The organism is candidate division KSB1 bacterium (assembly GCA_024655945.1).
Lineage (GTDB): Bacteria > Zhuqueibacterota > Zhuqueibacteria > JANLFK01 > Oleimicrobiaceae > Oleimicrobium.
This window is the reverse complement of record JANLFK010000013.1, coordinates 107,316-127,561: the sequence shown is the minus strand read 5'-3', so window position 1 is coordinate 127,561 and position 20,246 is coordinate 107,316. Positions and strand designations below refer to the sequence as shown.

Below are 20,246 nucleotides of genomic sequence, written 5' to 3'. Positions count from 1 at the left end.
TGGGGGAAACCCCATTCCCGGCGCCATTCGGCGGGCGCGCGCGGATACTTGCGGTCCGGGGCGTGGGGCGTTTGCACTCGGCCCGGTCCTTCGGCCACATCCTGTTCGTGGACTGCTTTGAGCTTGCCCAGATGATCCCGGAGGGGTCTCTTGAGTGATTCGGAAAGCACCGTCGGCCGGTCCTTAGCCCCCTTGCCGCCCCGAACCGTGACCTCGACCCCCGCCAAGTCAATGTCCCGAACGCGCAGCCGCAGGGATTCCATCCGGGGTAGGCCCGCGCAAGGCATTAGTGAGCCTGTAAGCCACTTGTCGCCGGCAGGATGATTAACCACGGCCTTGAGCTCGTCGCGGGTCACAACGACCGGCAGATGCTTGGGTTTCCCGGCGCGGATAACTTCGCGCAGTTCGCTGCTGTCGCGACCCCGGACATGGCGACACAGGAGCCCTGGACGGCTGCCAGCGGCCAAGACGGGCGCTTGTATGGTCAACGGTTGCATGGTATGTGTCCCCGCGGCGATGTGCGATAAGCAGGGTGCGTTTATCATAGTAACTCCACCGCTCATGGTCAAGCGTTTTCTTACCTTTTTTGTAGGCGGTGACCGGTGACCGCACGCGGTAGTTGGCCTTCGAACTGCCGCGCAAGCTCACCGGCTTTGAGGCTCGTTGGGGAAGAAGCTGGACAGAGGTCGTGCTTCCGCTCTGCTTGAGGATCTCTACCGGGGTGTTTCACCCAGGGAGGCGATTCTCTTTTTCTTGAAGTAGAGGTACAGCGCACAGGCCTCCGCCCTCAATTCCCCCGGCCCGCAATAGTCCTTGGGGTCGTGCAGCTCATCTTCAGCGATACGATGAAAGGCCTCCGCATCCCTCTGCCGGATGGTGGGTCGCGGCAAAGTGCCACCGTGCTTCACGCCCGCTTTGCCGACTACCACTCGGAAGGCGCTCTCGTCCTTCCTCTTCAGTGCCGGCGCGGAACCCTAAGCTTTTGTCCTTGTGAAAAGTCGTCTTGCCGAGATGTCCTGCATAGGCCTTCTCCCGACTCGGCAGATGGCGGCCAATGACGGCCTCGTCGGCGCCATCCGTCGCGTGCCTGCAGCTTTGCCCTTCCCCATCGTGTGCGCAGCCGCGCACTGTGTGCTGGTGCCGCAGCAGTCCATATTTTCTCGCGCCTGATCAATGCCGGGCCGAGGCCCAGAAGGTTCTTCCCACCGTCGTGAGGACACACGTACACGCAGGCAGTTGCCTTGGTGGTATACTCCTCCCAAGCGCCGCCACATTCTTCTCCTCACCGAGCCAGCCGGGCCCATGATGCGCGCGATCGCCTTGGTGAAGACCGGGGTACCGTGGTGTGCCTTCGGGCTCTCCGAGCTAAGGGGATCACCGGCTCATCCTCCGTTGCCGTCTTGCGAGGTATATCGGGTCAGGCCGGCGAGCGGTCGCCAACCTCTGCTGTCTTCGCTGCTCAAGCCCCCTCAGCCGCGTGCGCAGGGCGAACCGGGTGGCGGCAAATTCCCGTGTTGCTCCGCTGAGGCCTGCCTTCCTCGTTTACCTCACTGTGGACAACCTGGGAGGAAAGCGGTTTATTACTCCCACTGCATCGCCGTGCCTCCCCCGCCCAAAGCTCCTGGGGGCAAATATTCAGCAGGTTCAGGAGATCAGGCAACCACATTCCGCAATGCTCGGCCATTCCTCCTCGAACTCCCCCCTTAAGAACCTCAAACCTCCTCCTCCCCGGTCGCTTTTTACCTTCGCTGTCAGCTCTTCGCTCACTGCTTGCGAGAAAAAGTCCTTGATAGTCTGGTCATTTCGTGGTAAACTTACTGCAGCGATTGAAACCTGCCGCTATGCCATGCGGTGCCAAAGGACACAGACAATGAGAGCTGCTCCCACAGCGTGGGTCGTCATGGCCCATCTTTACCGTTGCGCGCGTCGCCGTGCCGGGGTCGCACCCCGGCCCTAACCTTTCCCCCACATTCGCATTTTTCCAGCAAGACGGTTGCCCCATGGGTCGATGAGCCCGGCTGGTGGAGTGTTGTTTCTATTATCCCTTGAGTGAGGAGTACGCCCATGGAAAAGGTTATTCTGGCCTACAGCGGGGGTCTGGATACTTCCGTGATCCTGAAGTGGTTGTTGGAAAAGGGGTTCGAGGTGGTCTGTTTTGTGGGCAATGTGGGACAGAACGAGGACTTTGCCGAGATCAGCCAGAAGGCCTATCGCACCGGAGCCAGTAAGGTCTATGTGGAGGACTTGCGGGAGGAGTTTGTCGTTGACTTCATTTTCCCTGCAATGCGCGGCAACGCCATCTACGAGGGTCGCTATTTGCTCGGGACGGCGCTTGCCAGGCCGCTCTTGGCCAAAAAGCAGGTGGAGATCGCCGAGTTGGCACATGCGGCCTATGTAGCGCACGGCGCCACCGGTAAGGGGAACGACCAGGTGCGGTTCGAGTTTTCCTACTACGCACTCAATCCCCAGATCAAAATCATCTCTCCCTGGAAGGACCCGGAGTTCCTGCAGACGTTCAAGGGGCGCACCGACCTGCTTCGCTATGCGGAGAAGCATGGCATCCCGGTCAAAGCCTCTGCGAAAAAGCCTTACAGTGAGGACGAAAACCTCATGCACATCAGTCACGAGGCTGGCATTCTCGAGGACCCGGCGCTGCGTCCCTCGGAAGACATTTTCACTCGCACTCGCCCTCTCCAGGACACGCCTGACAAAGAGAGCGTCATTGAGATCGATTTCAAGGATGGCTTTCCGGTGAAGGTGGTCAATCTCGATGATGGAACGACGAAGGAGACGCCGCTGGAGCTCTTTCTCTACCTCAACGAGTTGGGTGAAGTGCACGGCGTCGGCCGGGTGGACATGGTGGAGAACCGCTTCATTGGCATAAAGTCGCGCGGCGTGTACGAGTCGCCTGGAGCCACTATCCTGTGGGCCGCGCACCGCGATCTGGAAGGGATCGCCATGGACAAGGAGGTGATGCACCTGCGGGACATGTTGGCACCCAAGTTTTCCGAGCTCATCTACAACGGCTTCTGGTTCTCGCCAGAGATGGACTTTCTGCTGAGCGCCATCGAAAAGAGCCAGGAGGCAATCGATGGCAAAGTGCGTCTGGCCCTTTTCAAGGGGAACGTCTACTGTGTGGGAAGGGAATCGCCCATCTCGCTTTATGACCGCGAACTGTCGAGCATGGACGTGGAGGGCGGCTTTGACGCCACCGACTCGCACGGCTTCATCGAGATCAATGCTATTCGGCTGAAGGCGCACAGCATTGTCCTGCGCAAGCGATTCCCGTACGATTGGCGTGCACAATTGACGCGGAGGCGAGGATGAAGCTGTGGAGCGATGAGGGGCGGCTGGACCCAGAGGTGGAGCGCTACACGGTGGGCGATGACTACATCGTCGATCGCGAGCTGGTGGAGTATGACTGCCAGGCCTCGGTGGCGCACGCCAAGATGCTCCGCAGATTGGGCGTGTTGACTGCAGAGGAAGAGGAGAGGCTCATCGTAGCGCTGCATGAGATCCGCGACTTGGCGCGACAAGGAGCCTTCGAAATCCGTCCCGAGCAGGAAGATTGCCACACCGCCATCGAGCACTTCCTGGTGGCAAGGGTCGGCGAAGCCGGGAAGAAGATCCATACGGCCCGCTCTCGAAACGAGCAGGTCCTCGCGGCTTTGCGCCTTCTATACAAAGCGCGCTTGCGCGAGATCGAAGAGCGGGCCCAACGTCTCCTCGCGGTCTTTGAGGCATTTGCCGCGCGGTGGGGCCCAGTGCCCATGCCTGGCTACACGCACACGCGCAAGGCCATGCCCTCCACCGTCGGCCTCTGGGTCGGCGCCTTCACCGAAGCGATGCTCGACAATCTGGACGCGCTGCGCTGGCTGTTCAGGCTGGTGGACCAGTCACCGCTGGGTACGGGAGCAGGCTATGGCCTGCCCATTGAGGTGGACCGCGCATTCACCGCCAAGGAGCTGGGCTTCGCCCGCGTGCAGCAGAACGCACTCTACGTACAGAACAGTCGTGGGAAGTTCGAGGCGGCTATCTTGCACGTGCTCGGCATGCTGCTGGGCGACCTCAACCGCTTAGCAACAGACGTCATTCTCTTTTCGCTGCCGGAGTTGGGCTACTTTCGTCTGCCGACTGAGCTGTGCACGGGCAGCTCGCTGATGCCCCACAAGCAGAACCCCGACGTGCTCGAGGTGCTGCGCGCCCAATACCATGTGGTGGTCGCCGACGAATTCGCAGTGGCTACCCTGAGCGGCAACTTGATCTCAGGCTACCACCGCGATCTGCAGCTCATCAAGAACAAAGTGCTGAGCGCGTTGCGCGCCACAAGGGAGTCACTGGACATAGCGGCCCATGTCGCGAGCAAGATCGAGGTCGACGAGGAGCGCTGCCGAAAGGCAATGAGCGACGAGCTCTACAGCGTGCAGCGGGTGTTGGCGGAAGCGCTGCGAGGGAAGCCATTCCGCGACGCTCACCGCAACGAGGCGCGGCGCTGGAAGGAGCCCGGCGAAGGCCAAGCGAAATAGGCGGGGCCAGAGGCGACGTTCAAGCCGAAAGGGGCCAGGGACACTGCGACTTGCCTCGCCTCATGGTCTTTTGCCCTGAAGAGGCTTCTTGCCTGGAATGTGGCCTTGCTGCTCAGCGCGCGTGACAGTCTCCCACGGTGAAGAATGGGCCCCAGCCGCAAGGGAAGGCGCTGCCGAAGTCGTCGATCCCCGTAGTCTTCTCGGGGGACTCGGTCTGCCCATCTCCAACGACAAGCCCCAGGCGGGCGCACTGCGGCTTCTCAGGGTGGGGCTTTGGCTGTGGAATTGTGGTGCAGGTGACTTTTTCCACTTGACTTTTACCGCATTTTGTTTTAAGTTGGCGGTGCGTTTGCACCCCGTGCACGGTTGGTCCTGCGGGCGCGACGCTTTTCGGTGGAGCGAAAGAGTGGGCCGGTGAAACCGAAGGAGGATCCAGCGCATGGCCGAACCCAAGCAAGTGCAGAGCGGAAAGAGAGAGTACAAGCCTTTTGTCCCGCCGACCGTGGATATGAAGGAGTTCACCCTCAGAGCTCTCATTCCAGGGTTGGTGATGGCGGTGGTGCTCGGGGCAGCCAACGCCTATCTGGGGCTCAAGGCGGGAATGACCATTGCGGCCACCTACCCGGCTGCCGTGCTCAGCATGGCAATCCTGCGGTTCTTCAAAGACAGCAACATCCTTGAGGAGAATCTCGCGCGAACCGTAGGCTCCATTGGCGAGTCGGTGGCGGCCGGCGCAATTTTCACCCTCCCGGCTTTCCTTATCGCCGGGGTGTGGACTCCGGAGTTCTTTGGCAGCTTGTCCGGGTATCTGCGCTCCAGCATCGTCATGCTGGTGGGGGGCGCTGCAGGTATCTTGTTTGTCACCTTGCTCCGCCGCATGATGGTGGATGACCCGGAATTGCCCTTCCCCGAGTCGGTGGCCGCAGCGGAGATCCACAAGGCGGGCCGGGGCGGCGCTTCGGGCGCGCAGTACCTGTTCTACGCCATGGGAATTGGCGGACTGGTGGAGGCGCTGAAGACCGTCAACATCTTCGCCAGCAAGTGGCAACACTTTGTGCAGGTGGCCCCAAAGATCATCCCTGGTACCGCAGGAAAAGGCTTTGCCGGGGTGGAGACTGGCGGAGGCTTCTTGCTCAAGACTCCTGCCCTCAGCCCTGCTTTTCTCGGGGTGGGCTACATCATCGGTCCGCGCCTGGCTGCACTTAACTTTGCCGGCGGCGCCCTCTCCTGGGGACTGTTTGTCCCCCTGTTGATGCTTCTCCTCGCACCGCAATATGCGCCGTTGGTGGAACAGAGAGCCATGGACTGGGTGGGAGTGGCAGAGAATCTCTTTGCCAATGCAGTGCGGCCCATTGCCATTGGCGGCATGTTGGTGAGCGCGGCCTTTACGCTGTTCCGCATGCGCAAGAGCCTTGCGGGCGGCATCAAGCGCTCGGTGGAAGATGTGCGCAAGGCGGCCTCGGCTCAGCAGGCCACGCTGCGCACTGATCGCGACATCAACATCAAGGTTGTGTTCGCCGGCCTGGCGGCTGTGGGCGTGCTGACTTTTTTCGTCTACTGGTGGTTCATGGGTCTGGCTCCCGAGGCGCTGGCACCGGCCTTGGTGGCGGCGCTGGTCATGATGCTCGCCGGCTTCTTTTTCGCTGCCGTGTCCGGATACCTGGTAGGGCTCATAGGCTCCTCCAATAATCCCATCTCCGGACTGACACTGTCGACGTTGGTGATCGCAGCGGTCCTCATGGTGATCCTCGGCGCCACTGGCACCCCAGGCGTCATCGCGGTTCTGGCGGTGGCAGGTGTCATCTGTGTGTCTGCGGCCGTGGCGGGCGAGATGCTGCAGGACCTGAAAGTGGGGCACATCCTCGGTGGTACGCCGTGGCGCATGCAGGTGGGCGACTTTATCGGCGTGCTCCTCTCTGCAGCGGTGATGTGGATCCCGCTGTTCATCTTGAACGCCGGCGACCTGAAGATGGCAGAGATCAAGGGCTACGACGGCGGGTTCGGCGGGAAGGTGCTGGCCGCTCCACAGGCCACGTTGATGGCCAAGCTGGCGCAAGGCATCGTCGGCGGCGAGATGGCGTGGCCGCTGATCATCGTGGGCATGCTGCTGGCTATCGGCTTCATCCTCGTGCAAGTGCGCAGCCCCATGCTGGTCTGCGTGGGCATGTACCTGTCGTTTGAGACTGTGGCGGCCATCTTCGTGGGCGGCATCATCCGCTGGGTCATCGATGTGGTGGTGGCGCGGCGAAAGTACAACGAGAACCAGAAGACGCGCATCGAAAACCGCGGCATCCTGCTCGCCTCCGGCCTGATTGCCGGCGAGGCGCTGGTGGGGCTGTTGGTTGCCGCCTTGGTCTTCTTTGGCGTCACCATCCCCAATCTGTGGGAGAACTCCTCGTTCCTGGTGAGCGTGCTGGTGATTGTCGCGTTGGGCTATCTGCTGGTGAAGGTGCCGCTGGGGAACGCAGGCAGCCCTGACGAGCCAGCCGCCCCAGCAGTGATGTAGGTGAGACCGCAGGGGCAAGGTCGTGGCCGTTGAGGAGCTTTCGCAGCCAGAGCAGGCGGGAGAGCTGATCCCTGTGGGGCTGGTGGAGTGGCAGGAGGAAGACGGAAGGGTGCTTTTGCTCAGGCCGCGCTTCAGCAGTGGCTTGTTGCAGAAGTACCTCCTTCCGAAGCTCCGGCCTCCGCATTTTCGCATTCACCTCGATGCCCATGGGAGCGCGGCCTGGAAGCTGTGCGACGGCTCACGCACGCTGGCCGAGGTGGGAGCTGCCTTGCGCGAACAGTTTGGGCAGCAGATTGAGCCTGTGCAAGAGCGGCTGGCCCTGTTCGTGAGCCAGCTTTGTAGGCATCGTCTCTTGAAACTGCAACGTGTGGCCGAACAGGCCTGAGAGCGACAAGGACCCTCTCGGCACGTACCACGCCGAGAGGGTTCCTTTTGCCAGAATGGCATAGGTGAAGTTGGGTGAGATAGCGGGTAAAGCGGAGGGTGGTGGCAGGCGGAAGAGCAAACAGCCTGGAGGGGGCATGACCAAATTGCAGCGTGCTGCTCGCCTGGTGTTGACGCAGTGCCTGAACACCAAGCAGACCGAATCGGTGGTAGTGGTGGCGGATGCGCCCATGATGGAGTTAGCGCAGCTGCTCCTGTCCGCCGCGCGGCGCATCAGTGCGGATTCGGTGTTGGTCGAGCTGCCCCGACCGTACCGCAACGGCGCCGAGCCCCCAGCACCGGTGAGCCGTATCATGGCCCTGGCAGATGTGGTGCTGCTGGTGACCTCCGGCCACCTGCGGCACAGCGAGGCGCGCCGCATGGCCTGCCGCCGTGGCGCCCGCATCGTGGATATGTCCGGAGTGACGGCCGAGGCCCTGCGGCGTGCGCTGGATGTGGACTACCAGGACCTGACGCGCCGTACCCGCAAGCTGGCCGACGTCCTGACCATCGGCCACCGAGCTCACCTGACTACCCCGGTAGGCACCGACGCCTGGTTCTCCCTGGAGGGCAAGAAAGGCATCGCCGACGCGGGGTTGGCACACCAGCGTGGGGCATTCTCGACTATGCCCGCGGGGATGGCCTGCATTGGCCCGCAAAGTGACACAACGGAAGGCAGAATTGTGGTCGAGCATGGGTTCGGGGGAAGGGCACGACCCGACCACCCGATTGTTCTCGACGTCAAGGAAGGGCGGGTTGCAGTGATCCGCGGAGGTCAAGCCTGCGCGAAGCTGCGGGAGGCGCTGCGCTCCTTTGGCCCAGAGGCACGCACCTTAGCTGAGCTGGGCATCGGCACCAACGCTGCCGCGCGGATAACCGGGTGCATGGCCGAAGACCGCAAGGTGCTGGGCACTGCCCACGTGGCCTTGGGCAACAATTGCTCCTTTGGCGGCACAGTGAACGTGCCCTTCCATCTGGACGGCATCCTCTTTGCGCCGACAATCGAGATCGACGGCAAGGTGGTCGTCCAAGAAGGGCAGGTGATGGTGTAGGTAATTGGCAGAGGAAGGCGAACAGCGTCATGAAGGTATTCATCTCGGCGGATTTGGAAGGGGTAAATGGGGTGGTGCTCTTGGAGCAAGTGTTGCCATCTTCTCCGGCTTATGCCCAGGCCCGGGAGTGGATGGTCCAAGAAGTGAACGCCGCCGTGGAGGGGGCTTTGCAGGGCGGGGCCCGCGAAGTCGTGGTCAACGATGCGCACCACAACATGACTAACCTGCTCATCGACCGTCTTCACCCCAAAGCGACCTTGCTCACCGGCACGCGCAAGTCGCTGTCGATGATGGAAGGGATCGAAAGCTCGGTGGATGCGGCCTTCTTCATCGGCTATCATGCGAAGACGGGAACAGAAGGGGCGGTGCTGGATCATACTTTTGCCGCCTCGCTTATCCACGATGTGCACGTCAACGGCGTCTCGGTGGGCGAATTTGGGCTGAGCGCAGGGGTGGCGGGGCACTTTGGCGTGCCGGCAGCTCTGGTCACAGGCGACCAGGCGCTGGTGCAGGAGGCAAAGGCGCTTGTGCCGGCAATCGAGGCGGTGGTGGTCAAGGAAGGAGTGTCGCGCACCGCAGCGCGCTGCTATCCTTTTGCCAAGACCCTTGAAGACATCCGCCTGATGGCCAAACGCGCCATCCAGCACCTCAGTGACAAGCAGCCGCTGAGGTTCGAGGAGCCCATTCGCCTGGCAATTGACTTTCAGAAGACCGAGCAGGCGGATTTGGCAGCCAGCATACCCGGCATGCAGCGCGAAGGGGGATGCACGGTCACCTTTGAGGCCGACGATTTTCTCTCCGCCTATCGCGCCTTCGTGGCGGCCTTTCGCATTGCCAACCAGTAGCGCTCACCATTGCCTCCTGTAGCGCCTTTTCCGCGCCTGAGGCATCCTGCTCCTCTTGACCTCGCCCGCCGGTTCCTGTTTTTCGCAAGAGTACAGATGAGGCGCAGGCCGGCGGAAATCCTCCTGCCCTGGCCTCAGGGCATGGTCTGCGCACATTGGTGACTGGGTTCAGGAAGCGGCTGGGTGCACGTTGGTTGGCAGCGGTCAGCAGTTCATTGCGAAGCGTTGATCGCCAGGCACAGTCACCGAGGGGGAATGCCCGCCTGTCAGTCGGTGGTGCGGCCTCGGTAGAGTACCGGGCCTCTGGGCAGGGGCAGTCAGGGGGACGACTGGCGATCGAGGCCGGTCCCGCGTCCGCTTCGGGGTTCACGCCAGCGCCACAAAGCGCAGGTAGTAGTAGACAATGGGCGCGAGGACGATGAAACTGTCGAAGCGATCCAGCATCCCTCCGTGGCCTGGAATGAGATGCGAGGAGTCCTTCACGCCGGCGTCGCGCTTGAACTGAGATTCCACCAGGTCGCTTAGTTGGCCAACAGTGCCGCACAACGCCCCGATTACCAAGGAGTCGAGGACGGAAATCCCTTCAACGAACAGCACGTGACAGGCCCAGGCACAAGGGAGCGCCGCGACGAGCCCAGCGGCGGCGCCCTCCCAGGTCTTTTTCGGGCTGATGCGCGGGAACAGCTTATGCTTGCCCACAGCCGTGCCGAGGGCATACGCAGCAGTGTCGCACACCCAGACGGTGAGGAGCATGAGCACAATCCACCGCCCGCCCTGGGCGTAAGGCAGGTTGGCAGCAGCGGGTAGCTCGCGAATGAGAATGAGGTGGCCAAGAAGTACCGGGACGACCAGCACTCCACACACCGTGACCCCCAAGTTGAGGGTGCTGGATCCGCGATTGCGGAAAAGCTCGATGCACGCGGCGAGCAGGACAAAGGCCCCCAGGACCAACCACACCAGCTCGGCTCCTCCCCGGAACAACACCACGGGCAGGAGTACGCTGACGATGACCCCCAGGGCTGCCTGTGGTGAAGTGCCCTTGTGCCGCGCCAGTGTGTAGAACTCGGCCGTGGCACAGCCGACGATGATCATCACCAAACCCACAAAGGGCCAGCCGCCCTTGAGCGTGGTGAAGAGGATGAGGGGAATGAAGATGCCGGCCACCAGGAGCCTGGTCCCCAAGGTCTCAAAGCGCACGTCCTTCCTCCTCAATCAGTTGTTGACTTGCAAGGTGCCCACCAAGTCGGCCAAGCGGCAGATGCCTTGTTGCTCGCAGTATCTTTGCAGATCCCGCACAATGCGCGCCGCACAGTTCGGGACAACGAAATTGGCGGTGCCCACTTGCACGGCGCTCGCGCCGACGATCATGAACTCCAAGACGTCCTCGTAGCTTTGCACGCCGCCAATGCCAATGATCGGGATATCGACGGCTTTCTTGATCTCCCACACCTTTGCCAGCGCCACCGGCTTGATGGCAGGGCCTGAGAGGCCCCCGACAACGCTGCCCAGTTTCGGCCCGCGGGTGCGATAGTCGACGGCCATGCCCAAGAGCGTGTTGATGGCCGAGACGGCGTCGGCTCCCGCTTCGGCCACGGCCCGAGCTATCTCGGCGATGTTGGTCACGTTCGGGGTCAGCTTCGCGATGAGGGGCTTCCTGGTCACCTTGCGCAGTGCACTGGTGACGGCGTGAGCCACTTGGGGGCTGGCGCTGAACGCCATGCCTCCCTCTTTGACGTTGGGGCAGGAATAGTTGAGCTCGTAGGCATCGATGCGCAGCTCGGATTCCTCCAGGCACCGCAGAACTGCCTGGAACTCCTCTGTGCTGCGCCCGGCAACGTTGACGATGATGGCAGTGGAGAACCGTTGCAGGAAAGGGAGCTTTTCGCGGAGAAAAGCCTCCACGCCCACATTGGCAAGGCCAATGGAGTTGAGCATGCCGGCGGTCGTCTCGGCGATGCGCGGCGGTGGATTGCCGGCACGCGCCTCAAAGGTGATGGTCTTGGTGACCACACCTCCCAAGATGCTGAGGTCGAAATACGGGGCGAATTCCTCCCCATAGCCGAACGTGCCGGAAGCGACAAGGACCGGATTCTTCAGCGCCAAGGGGCCGATGGCAACCTGCAGGTCAGCGTTCAAGGTCGACCTCCGCGAAGGTGAACACGGGGCCTTCTTTGCAGACGAGCTTGTAGCTCGGTTGCGGCGAACAGCCACGCGCCGGAACAGCACAGCCCATGCATGCCCCAAAACCGCACGCCATGAGCGTCTCCAGACAGATTTGGCCATCGACGCCGTGGGCAGCGCAGATGCGCACTACCTCCCTCAGCATCGGCACTGGGCCACACGCGTAGACCATGGTCTGTTGAGGAGCACGTTCGGCTAAGGCCGTAGCCAGCAGTTCAGTCACCATGCCGTGTACGCCTTCTGTGCCGTCTTCAGTGGCCAAGCGCAGGTCCCAGGCGAGCCGGCGGAGATCGTCGAGGGGGCATAAAGCCTCAGCGGTCCGTGCGCCAAACAACAACAGGGGGCGCCGGCCGGCCCGTACAAGTTCCTCTGCCCAAAAGTGGAGAGGGGCAATGCCCAAACCGCCGGCCACAAGGATGGGCAGGGTTTCTGGCGGCGGCGCCGAAAATGTGGATCCGAGCGGGCCAAGCGCGTCCACCGTAGTTCCGGGCCGGCTTGCGGCAAGGATGCGCGTGCCCAGACCTCGTACTTCGAAGAGCAGTCGTATCGAGCCAGCGTCACGGTCTACGGAGTAGACGCTCAGCGGCCGTCGCCACAGGGGAACGGGTGCCTCCTGAATCCGGATGTTCACAAATTGCCCTGGCGCCGCAGCGAGGGCAAGGTCAGGGGCGTGCAGCGTGAGCCGGAAGACCGTTTGGCTCACTTGCTCATTGCGTGTGACAGGACAGGCGTGCAGTGCCGGCATCTCTTGCTCACGGTCTCTTGCGTGGCGCTTCGGGAGGAGGGGTCCCAGAGGTGTCGGGCACTGCTTGCTGGAGAGTGGCATCGGGCAGCGGCTCCCTTTCTTCTTGCTGTCGCTCTTCGGGTAGCGGCGGCGCCTGCGCTTGCCTTGCCGAGGAATCGGGACGGGCAGCCGCCTCGGCCAAACGTTGCAGCTTTTCCGCCTCGCGTGCGTGGGCGTCTATCTTGCGCTTGGCGGCCTTGCCTTGGGGTGAGTCCGGATAGGCCTCCTGCACGCGCTTGTAAGCCTGCAGTGCCCGTTCATTGTCGTGCAGTCTCTGCTCCAGCACCCAGGCGATTGCGTATAGGGCGCGCGGTGCGTACTCGCTTTCGGGACAGCGAGAGCTGAGAGAGGCAAAGGCTGCCAGCGCACTCTCCGGCGCATCGGCTTCCCACAAGAGGCTATCGGCTTGCCAAAACAGCGCCGCGGCGAGAGTTTCTTGGTCAGGTGGTCGAGGCAGGCCCAGCAGGCGGCGGGCGCCCTCTGCCTGGGGAAGCTCTGGGAAGCGAGTCACAATCTCCTGGAGGAGCGAGTTTGACCGGGCGGTGTCGCGCTGAGCAACGCGCATGATGTAAGCAAGGGGGTAGAGGGCCTGCGCGGCAGAGCTACTGTCCGGGTTGGCGCGGTAGGCAGCCCAATAGTGCGCCAAGGCCGAATCGATGTTGCTGAGCTGGAAGTAGAACAGCTCCGCCAGTTGCAGGTGCGCGGTCACCAGATCCATGTCCGGATAGGGCGTGATGGCTTTCTTGGTCGGCTGCTGCGGGCTCGGCTGTCGGGCAGGGCCGCGGATGAAAACGCCCAAGGCAGTGTCCGGCTCGGCCTCGGGGGTGAGGGCCATAAGGTCGCGCATCTCCGGACGCACTGTGTCGGCGCGCGCCGGGGTTGCACTCTGCTGGAGGGAGTCGACGGCGAAGGTCTTGCCCATCAGCTCGGCGATCGTGGCCTGCAGACGCAGGAGCCGCTCCAGGTCAGCCACGCGAGCCGCGGCGGTTGGCACCAACTCACAGCGAGGTGCCTCCGTCTTGACTTGGTCATAGTGCTCGTGCGCTTTCACGTACTCCTGGAAGCGCGTCTCATACAGCTGTGCTAAGGCACAATGGGCGCGGGCTGAGGCATCGGTGCGCGGGTGATCCTTGATGAGGGCCTCGTAGCGCTGCATTGCCTCATCTATATCTCCCTCCAGCACCAAGCAGGCGGCCATCTCCAACTTTGCATCCGGCCAGTACTGCTTGGCAAGCTGGTCGTTGGTCATTCGCAGGAAGACGCTCTCTGCACCTCGCACGTCGCCCGCTTCGCGCAACGCGCGGCCGATGTTGAGAGTGGCCTGGTAACGACGCGTGTCGATGAGGGTATGCTTGGCTGCCGCCTGGAAGGCTCTGGCCGCAGGGAGATATTCTTTGAGCTTGAGGTGGCATTCCCCCAGCCGCGCATAGGCGGTGCTGCGCACCTCGCGGTCAGCGATGCGCTTGGCAGCCTCGCTGAATCTGTTCACTGCCGAGCGGTAATCTTCCTTGGCAAAATCGATCTCAGCCGTCAAGTACTGCGCCTCATCTCGGAGCAGCGCCCGCTTGCTTGTGGCGATCACCTGCCGGCAATCGGCCGCGGCCTGCTCCAGTTGGTTCTGGCTGATGCGCGCGCGCGCTCGCCACACCAGCGCCTCCTCCGCCAGCTCGCCGCCCGGGAAGAGGGCCAACAGCTCGTCAAACTTGCGCTCGGCCTTGGCATATTGTCCCTGGTAGTAGAAGCACTTGCCCAACATGAGCAAGGCGTCGTCGACATGCTTGCTGGTGTTGTACAACTCCAAAATCTTTGATGCCTTCTCGATGGCCTTGTTGTAGGAAGAGGTCTCCTGGGAGGTAGGCGTGTCGCCTTTGCGGTTCTTCCGCTCTCTCTCTGCCGCCTTAAAGGCCTGTTCAGCATTGTAAAACGTGTTGTAGTAGGCGCAACTGCTGATGATGAGGACGGCAAGTGCCAGCAAGGCGAACAGGCCAGCGGAGAGTCGACGGCGCGGCGCACAACCGTCCTTGGGGGGCCAGGTCTTCCTGTACTGCATGTCGCAGGCCAAGGGTTTCATTGCTCCCTTCTCAATTGCGCAATCAACTGCGGCAGGACCTCCCCGGACTTGCCGCGAATTGCTTCGTGGGCAACTGCGCTCAGGGGCGTCGGTTCAAAGTTGACTTCGACAACATAGGCACCGTTGGCTTTGGACTCGAGCGGCAGCGAAGCCGCCGGATAGACCACTGCCGAGGTGCCGATGGAAAAAAAGACTTCGGCACGGCGAGCTGCGGCCAGTGCCTCTTCCCAGGTGTTCATGGGGAGCATCTCGCCGAACCACACCACATCGGGGCGGAACAGACCTCCGCACGCGCAGCGCGGCAGGCCGGACTGGGGGGTCACCGCCACATCCGCCACGATTGTGCCGCACGCGGTGCATCGATTGCGCATGATGTTGCCGTGCAGCTCCAGCACGTTCCGGCTGCCGGCCTTGCGGTGCAGACCGTCCACGTTCTGGGTGATCAGAGAAAAGTCCGGGACCATCGCCTCCAGTTCCGCCACGGCAAAATGGCCTGGGTTCGGCTGGATGTCGCGGATGAGCGTGCGCCGGTACTGGTACCATTCCCAGACCAATTCAGGATTGCGCTGGAACGCCTCGAAAGTAGCCAATTCCTCCGGACGGAACTTTTTCCAAAGGCCGTCTGCACCGCGGAAAGTCGGCACCCCGCTTTCCGCCGACACGCCTGCCCCGGTGAGCACCGCCACCGAACGGGCGTGCCGCAACCGCGCGATCAGCTCGTCAGAAAAGGCCACCTGCATCGCTTCCCTCGCGAACGACGGGCAGGAGGCGCCGTCCGTGCGTCAGTACCAGGTGGGCGAGCAGGCCCACCAGCACGCCGGTGAAAATCGCTGCGAGAATCATCGCGGGCAAGAGGAAGAAGAGTTCCACGCGCCGCACGATGAGCACGTAGGCCAGGCCCAGCTGGGCGATGTTGTGGCACGTCGCGCCGCAGACGCTCACTCCAACCACGCTCAACAGCTCCCGGCCAAAGTACTTGGCCGTCGCCATTGCCGCGACCGCCGTGATTCCTCCCCCCAAGGAGAGCAGGAAGGCAGGGTTGAACAGCGTGCCAACGACCAAGGCACCTACCACGACCCGGAGCACCGTCACCGCGGCAGCCTCTCGCGTGCCAAAGAGGTAGAGGGCGAGCAGTCCCGCCGTATTGGCAAGGCCCGGCTTCATCCACGGCAGCGGGCGCGGGATCAAGCTCTCGAACAGGAACAGGACAAGCCCGGTGGCGACAAGCAGGGCGCCGTAGACAATTCGCCTGTTGCCCAGCGTGTGCTTTGCAGCTCTATCCGATGATGACATCGTATCGGTTCTGACGACGGCCCTCAATTCTCACCACCACACGATTGGGCACGCAGGCAATGACCGAGCCGGCCTGGCTGATTTTTCCGGTGCGCACGCAGATGTGCAGATGGCAATCCGAGTAGCTCACCCAGGCGGCGCCGTTTTGGATCTCCACCACCGTACGCCCCACGGGCCCATGCGCCTCCAGATGGCGCGCCTCGCGCAAAGGGCCGCGATAGACCTCGCGGTTGTCGGCCTCCACCACCACCGTCTCGCCCAGGGGGCGCAGCCTTTCCACTGCGGCAAAGCTCCCTGCACTCAGGGCCAACAGAACTGCGATGAGCAGGCGGTCGGCGGGCGTAAGGAGCCGCCACTGCGCGTCACCAGCTTTGGCACGTGCCACCTTCACGCACCCTCCTCGCCGCGCCACTCCTCATCGTGGCAAAGGGATCGTTTCCAGGGCCCTGAGCTGTTCCTGGGCTTTCTTCTTATACTCGCGTGCGCCGCTGTGGTTCGGATTAATCTCCAAGACCTTGTTCCAGAGCTCGATGGCGGAGCGATAGTCCTCCTCCGCATACAGAGCCATGCCGCGATTGAAATACTCCTCCGCGAGGCTGGCCATCCTCTCCTGGCACTCTTTGACCCCTCTTCTCGCTGCAGCGTGTGAAGGGTCAGTCTCTACCACCTGGGTAAAAAGACGGAGGGCCTCAGGCAAGTTGCCTCTGGCCATTGCCTGTTGCGCCTGGTCGATGAGCTTCTGGACACCGAGCAGGTCGCCAACCTTCCTGCGCATGGCGAGCGCACCGGCATGGTCCGGCCTGTACGACAGGACTTTGCCGAATTCGCTGAGAGCCGCTGCATAGTCCTGCGCGTTAAAAAGGGCCATGCCGCGCGCGTAGGATTCATCGGCCAGGCGATTGATGGCCTGTTCACTCAATTGCAGCAAGCGCGAAGCCTCCTGATGCTGCGGATCCAGCTGCAGCACCTGACTGAGCAGGCGGCGCGCCTCCGCATAGTCCCCCCGGCGGTAGGCAGCAGTACCGCCTGCCAGGCGCGCGTTGATGTGCGATGCGACTCGCTCAGCGAGTCGCTTTACACCTGAGGCTGCAGACTGGTTGCTCGGATCCAGGCTCTGCGCCTGCCGATACTTGGTGTAGGCACGCAGGTACTCGTTGTAGCGCTCAGCCCGGATGGCATCCGCAAGGAGTGCCTCGACCTGCCTCTGTTGACGTCCCAGCTCCGCGGATACCTCCTGGAGCAACCGCTGCGCGCCGGCATGCTCTGGATCGTAAGCCAAGGCCTGTTCCAACTCCTGCTTGGCTTCTCTAATCTTGCCGTCGCTGAGCAAGGCATGGCCTTTCAGGTAGTGTTCCCGCGCCCGTTCGCGGTTGAGCGACTGCAATCTGTCCAGATAGGAACGCGCTCCCTGGTGGTCTTCCTGCACGAGCAGAATGGTTTGGAAAATGTCCCTGGCCTTGTCCAGGTCGTTTTTCTCGAAGCTCTCCACCCCGCTGGCGTAGAGCTGATCCACATAGACGTTCACGCGCGGCTTGATGGCCTGCACGTTGCGCAGGGCAACGGGATGCGTCGGATCCAGGCGCAGCACCTTGAGGTAAGTGACCGTGGCGTTGAGGAGCCATCCCTTGTCCTCCAAGCGCTGCGCCACCTGCAGGAGGGAGTCGATGGTATGGTCCTGTTGCTGGACCAGCCTGTGCAGGCTGTCGGCCAAGAGGATGGCACTTGGTTCGCTAAGACCGTAGGCCAAGGCGTTGCCCAAGTCGCGCGAAGCCTGGCGGAGGTTGCCGCTTTCCAAGGCTCGGGTGGCTTGCTCATAGGAACGCGCGGCAAGTGTCGGCGCATCCTCGCCGATGCCCACCGAAAAGGATGCAAACACGCGCTTCGCCCGCGTGGAATAGGCGATGGCGACATCGAGGTTTCGCCAGCGCACCGCAGCGCCAACTCCCCAGCTGAGCTCTTCGCAATATTGCACCCCAGTCCCGAGGCGAAGCATGCCGTACGGGGACCATTCGACGCCCAGATGGGTTGACTCGGCGCCGCGCTGGAAATGGTGCGCAAGGTGCAAAGCCGGGATGGCACCGCCAGGGTGAAATGCGGCTCCGATGCGCACCTGGTGGTCGATGTCGCTCAGCACCAAAGGGATGTTGTGCGCGGCCAGCGAGAAGGTGTACCTCCCCGCCAGAGCGCGGCTCAGTTTACGCGAACGCGCCGCAGAGGCCGCACCGCTCCCAGGCCGCCACACGACGCCTAAGCCGGCGGTGGGCCAGGACTCGGTCCCTTTGGTCAAGAGGCTCACGCTGGTGCCCAAGAAAAGGCTCTGTCCCAGGCGGCGAGCCCAACCGAGGGAGCCGAAATCGGAGGCCTCGTTTCCCGCTCCTGCCCGGCCGAGGCCGAAGCCGATTCCTGTGCGAGGTGGCCGGAACAACGAACCGCCGACGTACTCCACAACGAACTCCCCTGGCGTGGACAGGGTGAGTTTGGTTTCGGTGAGCTGCGCCAGAGCGGCCGGATTCCAAAAGAGGGCGGTGGCATCCAGCGGCTCGTTCACCAGAGAGCCGCCCAAGGCCTGTGCCCGGGGACCCGGCCGAAAGTCCAGCAGCTGGCGTTGCGCTCGCGCCTCAGGAGTTGTGGCAAAAAAGAGCAGGAGCCCCAGCACTGCTGCCAAAAGCGAAAGTGCGCCGTGATGCTTGGCCGGGAGATCAGAGGACGATGGCGCGATCATAGTCGATTTCAAAGACCTCAATGGGGTCCTTCTTGCCTTTCACCTGGAGGGGCGCCCACTTGGCCAGGGGGTAGCTGCCCGCCAGACTATGCACGAGATTCGCCGACGTGATGATCTGTCCCGGCCTGGCGAGGGCGCACAAACGGCTCGCCACATTCACCACGTCGCCAATCACCGTGTAATCCATCCTGTTGGCGGAGCCCATGTTTCCTACGACGGCCGGGCCATCGTTCAGGCCGATGCCCACCTCGAACACCACTTGGCCACTGCGCGCCCGCTTGCTGTTCAAGGTGCGGATGGCCCGCTGGATCTCTACGGCCGCACGAATGGCATTGTCCGCCATGTTCGGCCCCAAAAAGATGGCCATCACCTGGTCGCCCATGAACTTGTCCACAACCCCTCGGTTTCGCTCGATAATCTGCGCCTGCAGGTCAAGGTAAATGTTGATGAGGGCGACAACTTGCTCCGGCGGCAGAGCTGCAGTGATGGCGGAGAAATTGCGAATATCCGAGAAGAGCACGGTGCAGTGTCGCAGCTCTCCGCCTGTTTCCGGGGGATCCCCCATGGCTGCGCGTTTGCGGATCATGTCCACGGTGAGCTTGGAGACGAACTTTTGCATGTGCAGCCGTTCGCGCAGCTGGCGAATCATCCGGTTAAAGTCGGCAGCCAGTTGCCCCAACTCGTCTCGCCTGCGCCCGGGAACGACGACTTCCAGGTCGCCGCTACCCACGGCACGCGCCGCTCGGGAGAGCTGGCGGATCAGTGCCGTCATGCGCTCAGCAACCAAGTAGATGACTAGTGGGGAGAAAACAAAGACCGCCACCAGCGCGGCCAAGAGCGTATTGCGTGCGCGACGCACAGGTGCCCAAAGCTCTGCCTTGGAGAAGCCAATGACCGCCGCCCCCAGCAATATCCGTTGGGCCCTGTCGCCAGTGCGTCGCACGGCAAAGATGGGTTGAAAGTACTGATAGGTCGTATCGCCCACTTCCCGCCAGTGCAGCCCTTCCAGCCCGTTGAGGATAGCCACCTCTTCGCTGCTGAGCGTGCCGCCGCGCAGGCGGTAGTCGCTGTGTGCCACGATGCGCCCGTCGCGCGCCACCACTGCAGCGTACTGGAAGCCGTCGATCCCCAACTTCTTGAAGCGCAGCACGATGTCTTGAATTCTGTCCCGTGCAGTGCCTGCGCCTGCCGCCTCCAGCAGCATCTCCTCCCGCGTGTACTCGCTGAGGTTGCTGGCCAGCAGATTGCAGGTGTTCTGCAATCGTTGCAGCAGAATGGTGCGGCCGGTCTGGTAGAGCACCGCGCTGAGCACCACTACCGCCCCAAACACAATGCCGGATATGATCAGAGTCAGCTTCAGCTTGATGGGCATGGTGGCGACCCAGCCCAGGAGCGTTTCCAAGCGTTCGAGCGGGGAAATCCACCAACCAGCACGGCTCCTGCCTGCCCGGGCCTGTGCCGGGCGAGATGCATTGCCTCTGGGCTGCCTGCTCCCCGGGGTTTGTAGCTTGCGCCTCTGCACCGGTTTCGTCACCGCTTTCTTAGCGAACTATGATTTCTTCCACCTGGAAGTGGTCAAAACGGGCGGCGCGGTCCTTTTCCACCACCCGGTCCAGATAGTAGATGAGATAGACCAGGATAACTACCGCCAGCAGCATGATGATGATTAAGCGGCGGCGCACCTGGGTTTGCAGGACCGGCGACCTGCGAAAATGGATGCGGCGCCCGCCCTCCTCCGATTGCTCCTTCTTCGGCTCGTAGAAGAGCGGCTGGTAGGAAAATCGTCTCACCTCTGGACGCCTACCAAAAAGCATGGTCGTTCACCTCACTCCGTGCGCCGCCC

At 62.4% G+C, this 20,246-nt stretch carries 17 protein-coding genes; 6 read left to right on the top strand and 11 right to left on the bottom strand.

Going from position 1 to position 20,246, the window contains the following annotated elements:
* Positions 1 to 713: 713 nt before the first annotated feature.
* A complete protein-coding gene (locus NUW13_14100; protein MCR4440150.1) occupies positions 714 to 929 on the bottom strand; it encodes a hypothetical protein in 216 nt (71 codons plus the stop codon).
* Positions 930 to 2,064: 1,135 nt separating this feature from the next.
* On the opposite strand from NUW13_14100, the gene NUW13_14095 reads away from it, so the two are divergent.
* From NUW13_14095 to NUW13_14070, 6 genes are all read left to right on the top strand, one after another.
* Positions 2,065 to 3,327 carry an argininosuccinate synthase gene (locus NUW13_14095; GenBank protein MCR4440149.1) on the top strand — a complete coding sequence of 421 codons (1,263 nt, stop codon included), beginning with the start codon at positions 2,065 to 2,067 and terminating at the stop codon, positions 3,325 to 3,327.
* Positions 3,324 to 4,526: an argininosuccinate lyase gene (locus NUW13_14090; protein ID MCR4440148.1), complete on the top strand. Its 1,203-nt coding sequence runs from the start codon at positions 3,324 to 3,326 to the stop codon at positions 4,524 to 4,526. The genes NUW13_14095 and NUW13_14090 overlap by 4 nt, the downstream gene beginning before the upstream one ends.
* Positions 4,527 to 4,965: 439 nt before the next feature.
* Positions 4,966 to 7,032, top strand: coding sequence for an oligopeptide transporter, OPT family (locus NUW13_14085; protein ID MCR4440147.1), 2,067 nt, complete (start codon positions 4,966 to 4,968; stop codon positions 7,030 to 7,032).
* 22 nt (positions 7,033 to 7,054) lie between these two features.
* Entirely contained in the window at positions 7,055 to 7,417 is a 363-nt protein-coding gene (locus NUW13_14080) for a PqqD family protein (GenBank protein MCR4440146.1), read from the top strand.
* A gap of 136 nt (positions 7,418 to 7,553) precedes the next feature.
* Positions 7,554 to 8,507 (top strand): aminopeptidase, encoded by a 954-nt coding sequence (locus NUW13_14075; GenBank protein MCR4440145.1) that lies wholly within the window; start codon positions 7,554 to 7,556, stop codon positions 8,505 to 8,507.
* A 29-nt stretch (positions 8,508 to 8,536) separates the two neighbouring features.
* Positions 8,537 to 9,352 (top strand): M55 family metallopeptidase, encoded by an 816-nt coding sequence (locus NUW13_14070; GenBank protein MCR4440144.1) that lies wholly within the window; start codon positions 8,537 to 8,539, stop codon positions 9,350 to 9,352.
* 366 nt (positions 9,353 to 9,718) lie between these two features.
* Here NUW13_14070 and NUW13_14065 read toward each other — a convergent pair whose 3' ends face one another.
* From NUW13_14065 to NUW13_14020, 10 genes are all read right to left on the bottom strand, one after another.
* A complete protein-coding gene (locus tag NUW13_14065) occupies positions 9,719 to 10,549 on the bottom strand; it encodes a phosphatidate cytidylyltransferase (GenBank protein ID MCR4440143.1) in 831 nt (276 codons plus the stop codon).
* A 15-nt stretch (positions 10,550 to 10,564) separates the two neighbouring features.
* A complete protein-coding gene (locus NUW13_14060) occupies positions 10,565 to 11,488 on the bottom strand; it encodes a dihydroorotate dehydrogenase (GenBank protein ID MCR4440142.1) in 924 nt (307 codons plus the stop codon).
* Entirely contained in the window at positions 11,478 to 12,278 is an 801-nt protein-coding gene (locus NUW13_14055) for a dihydroorotate dehydrogenase electron transfer subunit (GenBank protein ID MCR4440141.1), read from the bottom strand. The genes NUW13_14060 and NUW13_14055 overlap by 11 nt, the downstream gene beginning before the upstream one ends.
* Before the next feature lie 7 nt (positions 12,279 to 12,285).
* A complete protein-coding gene (locus NUW13_14050) occupies positions 12,286 to 14,388 on the bottom strand; it encodes a tetratricopeptide repeat protein (protein ID MCR4440140.1) in 2,103 nt (700 codons plus the stop codon).
* Positions 14,385 to 15,128 carry an NAD-dependent deacylase gene (locus tag NUW13_14045; protein ID MCR4440139.1) on the bottom strand — a complete coding sequence of 248 codons (744 nt, stop codon included), beginning with the start codon at positions 15,126 to 15,128 and terminating at the stop codon, positions 14,385 to 14,387. The genes NUW13_14050 and NUW13_14045 overlap by 4 nt, the downstream gene beginning before the upstream one ends.
* Entirely contained in the window at positions 15,109 to 15,681 is a 573-nt protein-coding gene (locus NUW13_14040; protein ID MCR4440138.1) for a Gx transporter family protein, read from the bottom strand. The genes NUW13_14045 and NUW13_14040 overlap by 20 nt, the downstream gene beginning before the upstream one ends.
* Complete coding sequence (locus NUW13_14035; protein MCR4440137.1) at positions 15,665 to 16,072, bottom strand: NusG domain II-containing protein; 408 nt, start codon at positions 16,070 to 16,072, stop codon at positions 15,665 to 15,667. Before NUW13_14035 ends, NUW13_14040 begins: the two co-directional genes overlap by 17 nt.
* Positions 16,073 to 16,096: 24 nt before the next feature.
* A complete protein-coding gene (locus NUW13_14030; protein ID MCR4440136.1) occupies positions 16,097 to 18,403 on the bottom strand; it encodes a tetratricopeptide repeat protein in 2,307 nt (768 codons plus the stop codon).
* Positions 18,381 to 19,775, bottom strand: a complete 1,395-nt coding sequence (locus NUW13_14025) for a HAMP domain-containing protein (protein ID MCR4440135.1) — start codon at positions 19,773 to 19,775, stop codon at positions 18,381 to 18,383. The genes NUW13_14030 and NUW13_14025 overlap by 23 nt, the downstream gene beginning before the upstream one ends.
* A gap of 169 nt (positions 19,776 to 19,944) precedes the next feature.
* Positions 19,945 to 20,217: a hypothetical protein gene (locus NUW13_14020; protein ID MCR4440134.1), complete on the bottom strand. Its 273-nt coding sequence runs from the start codon at positions 20,215 to 20,217 to the stop codon at positions 19,945 to 19,947.
* Positions 20,218 to 20,246 lie beyond the last annotated feature (29 nt).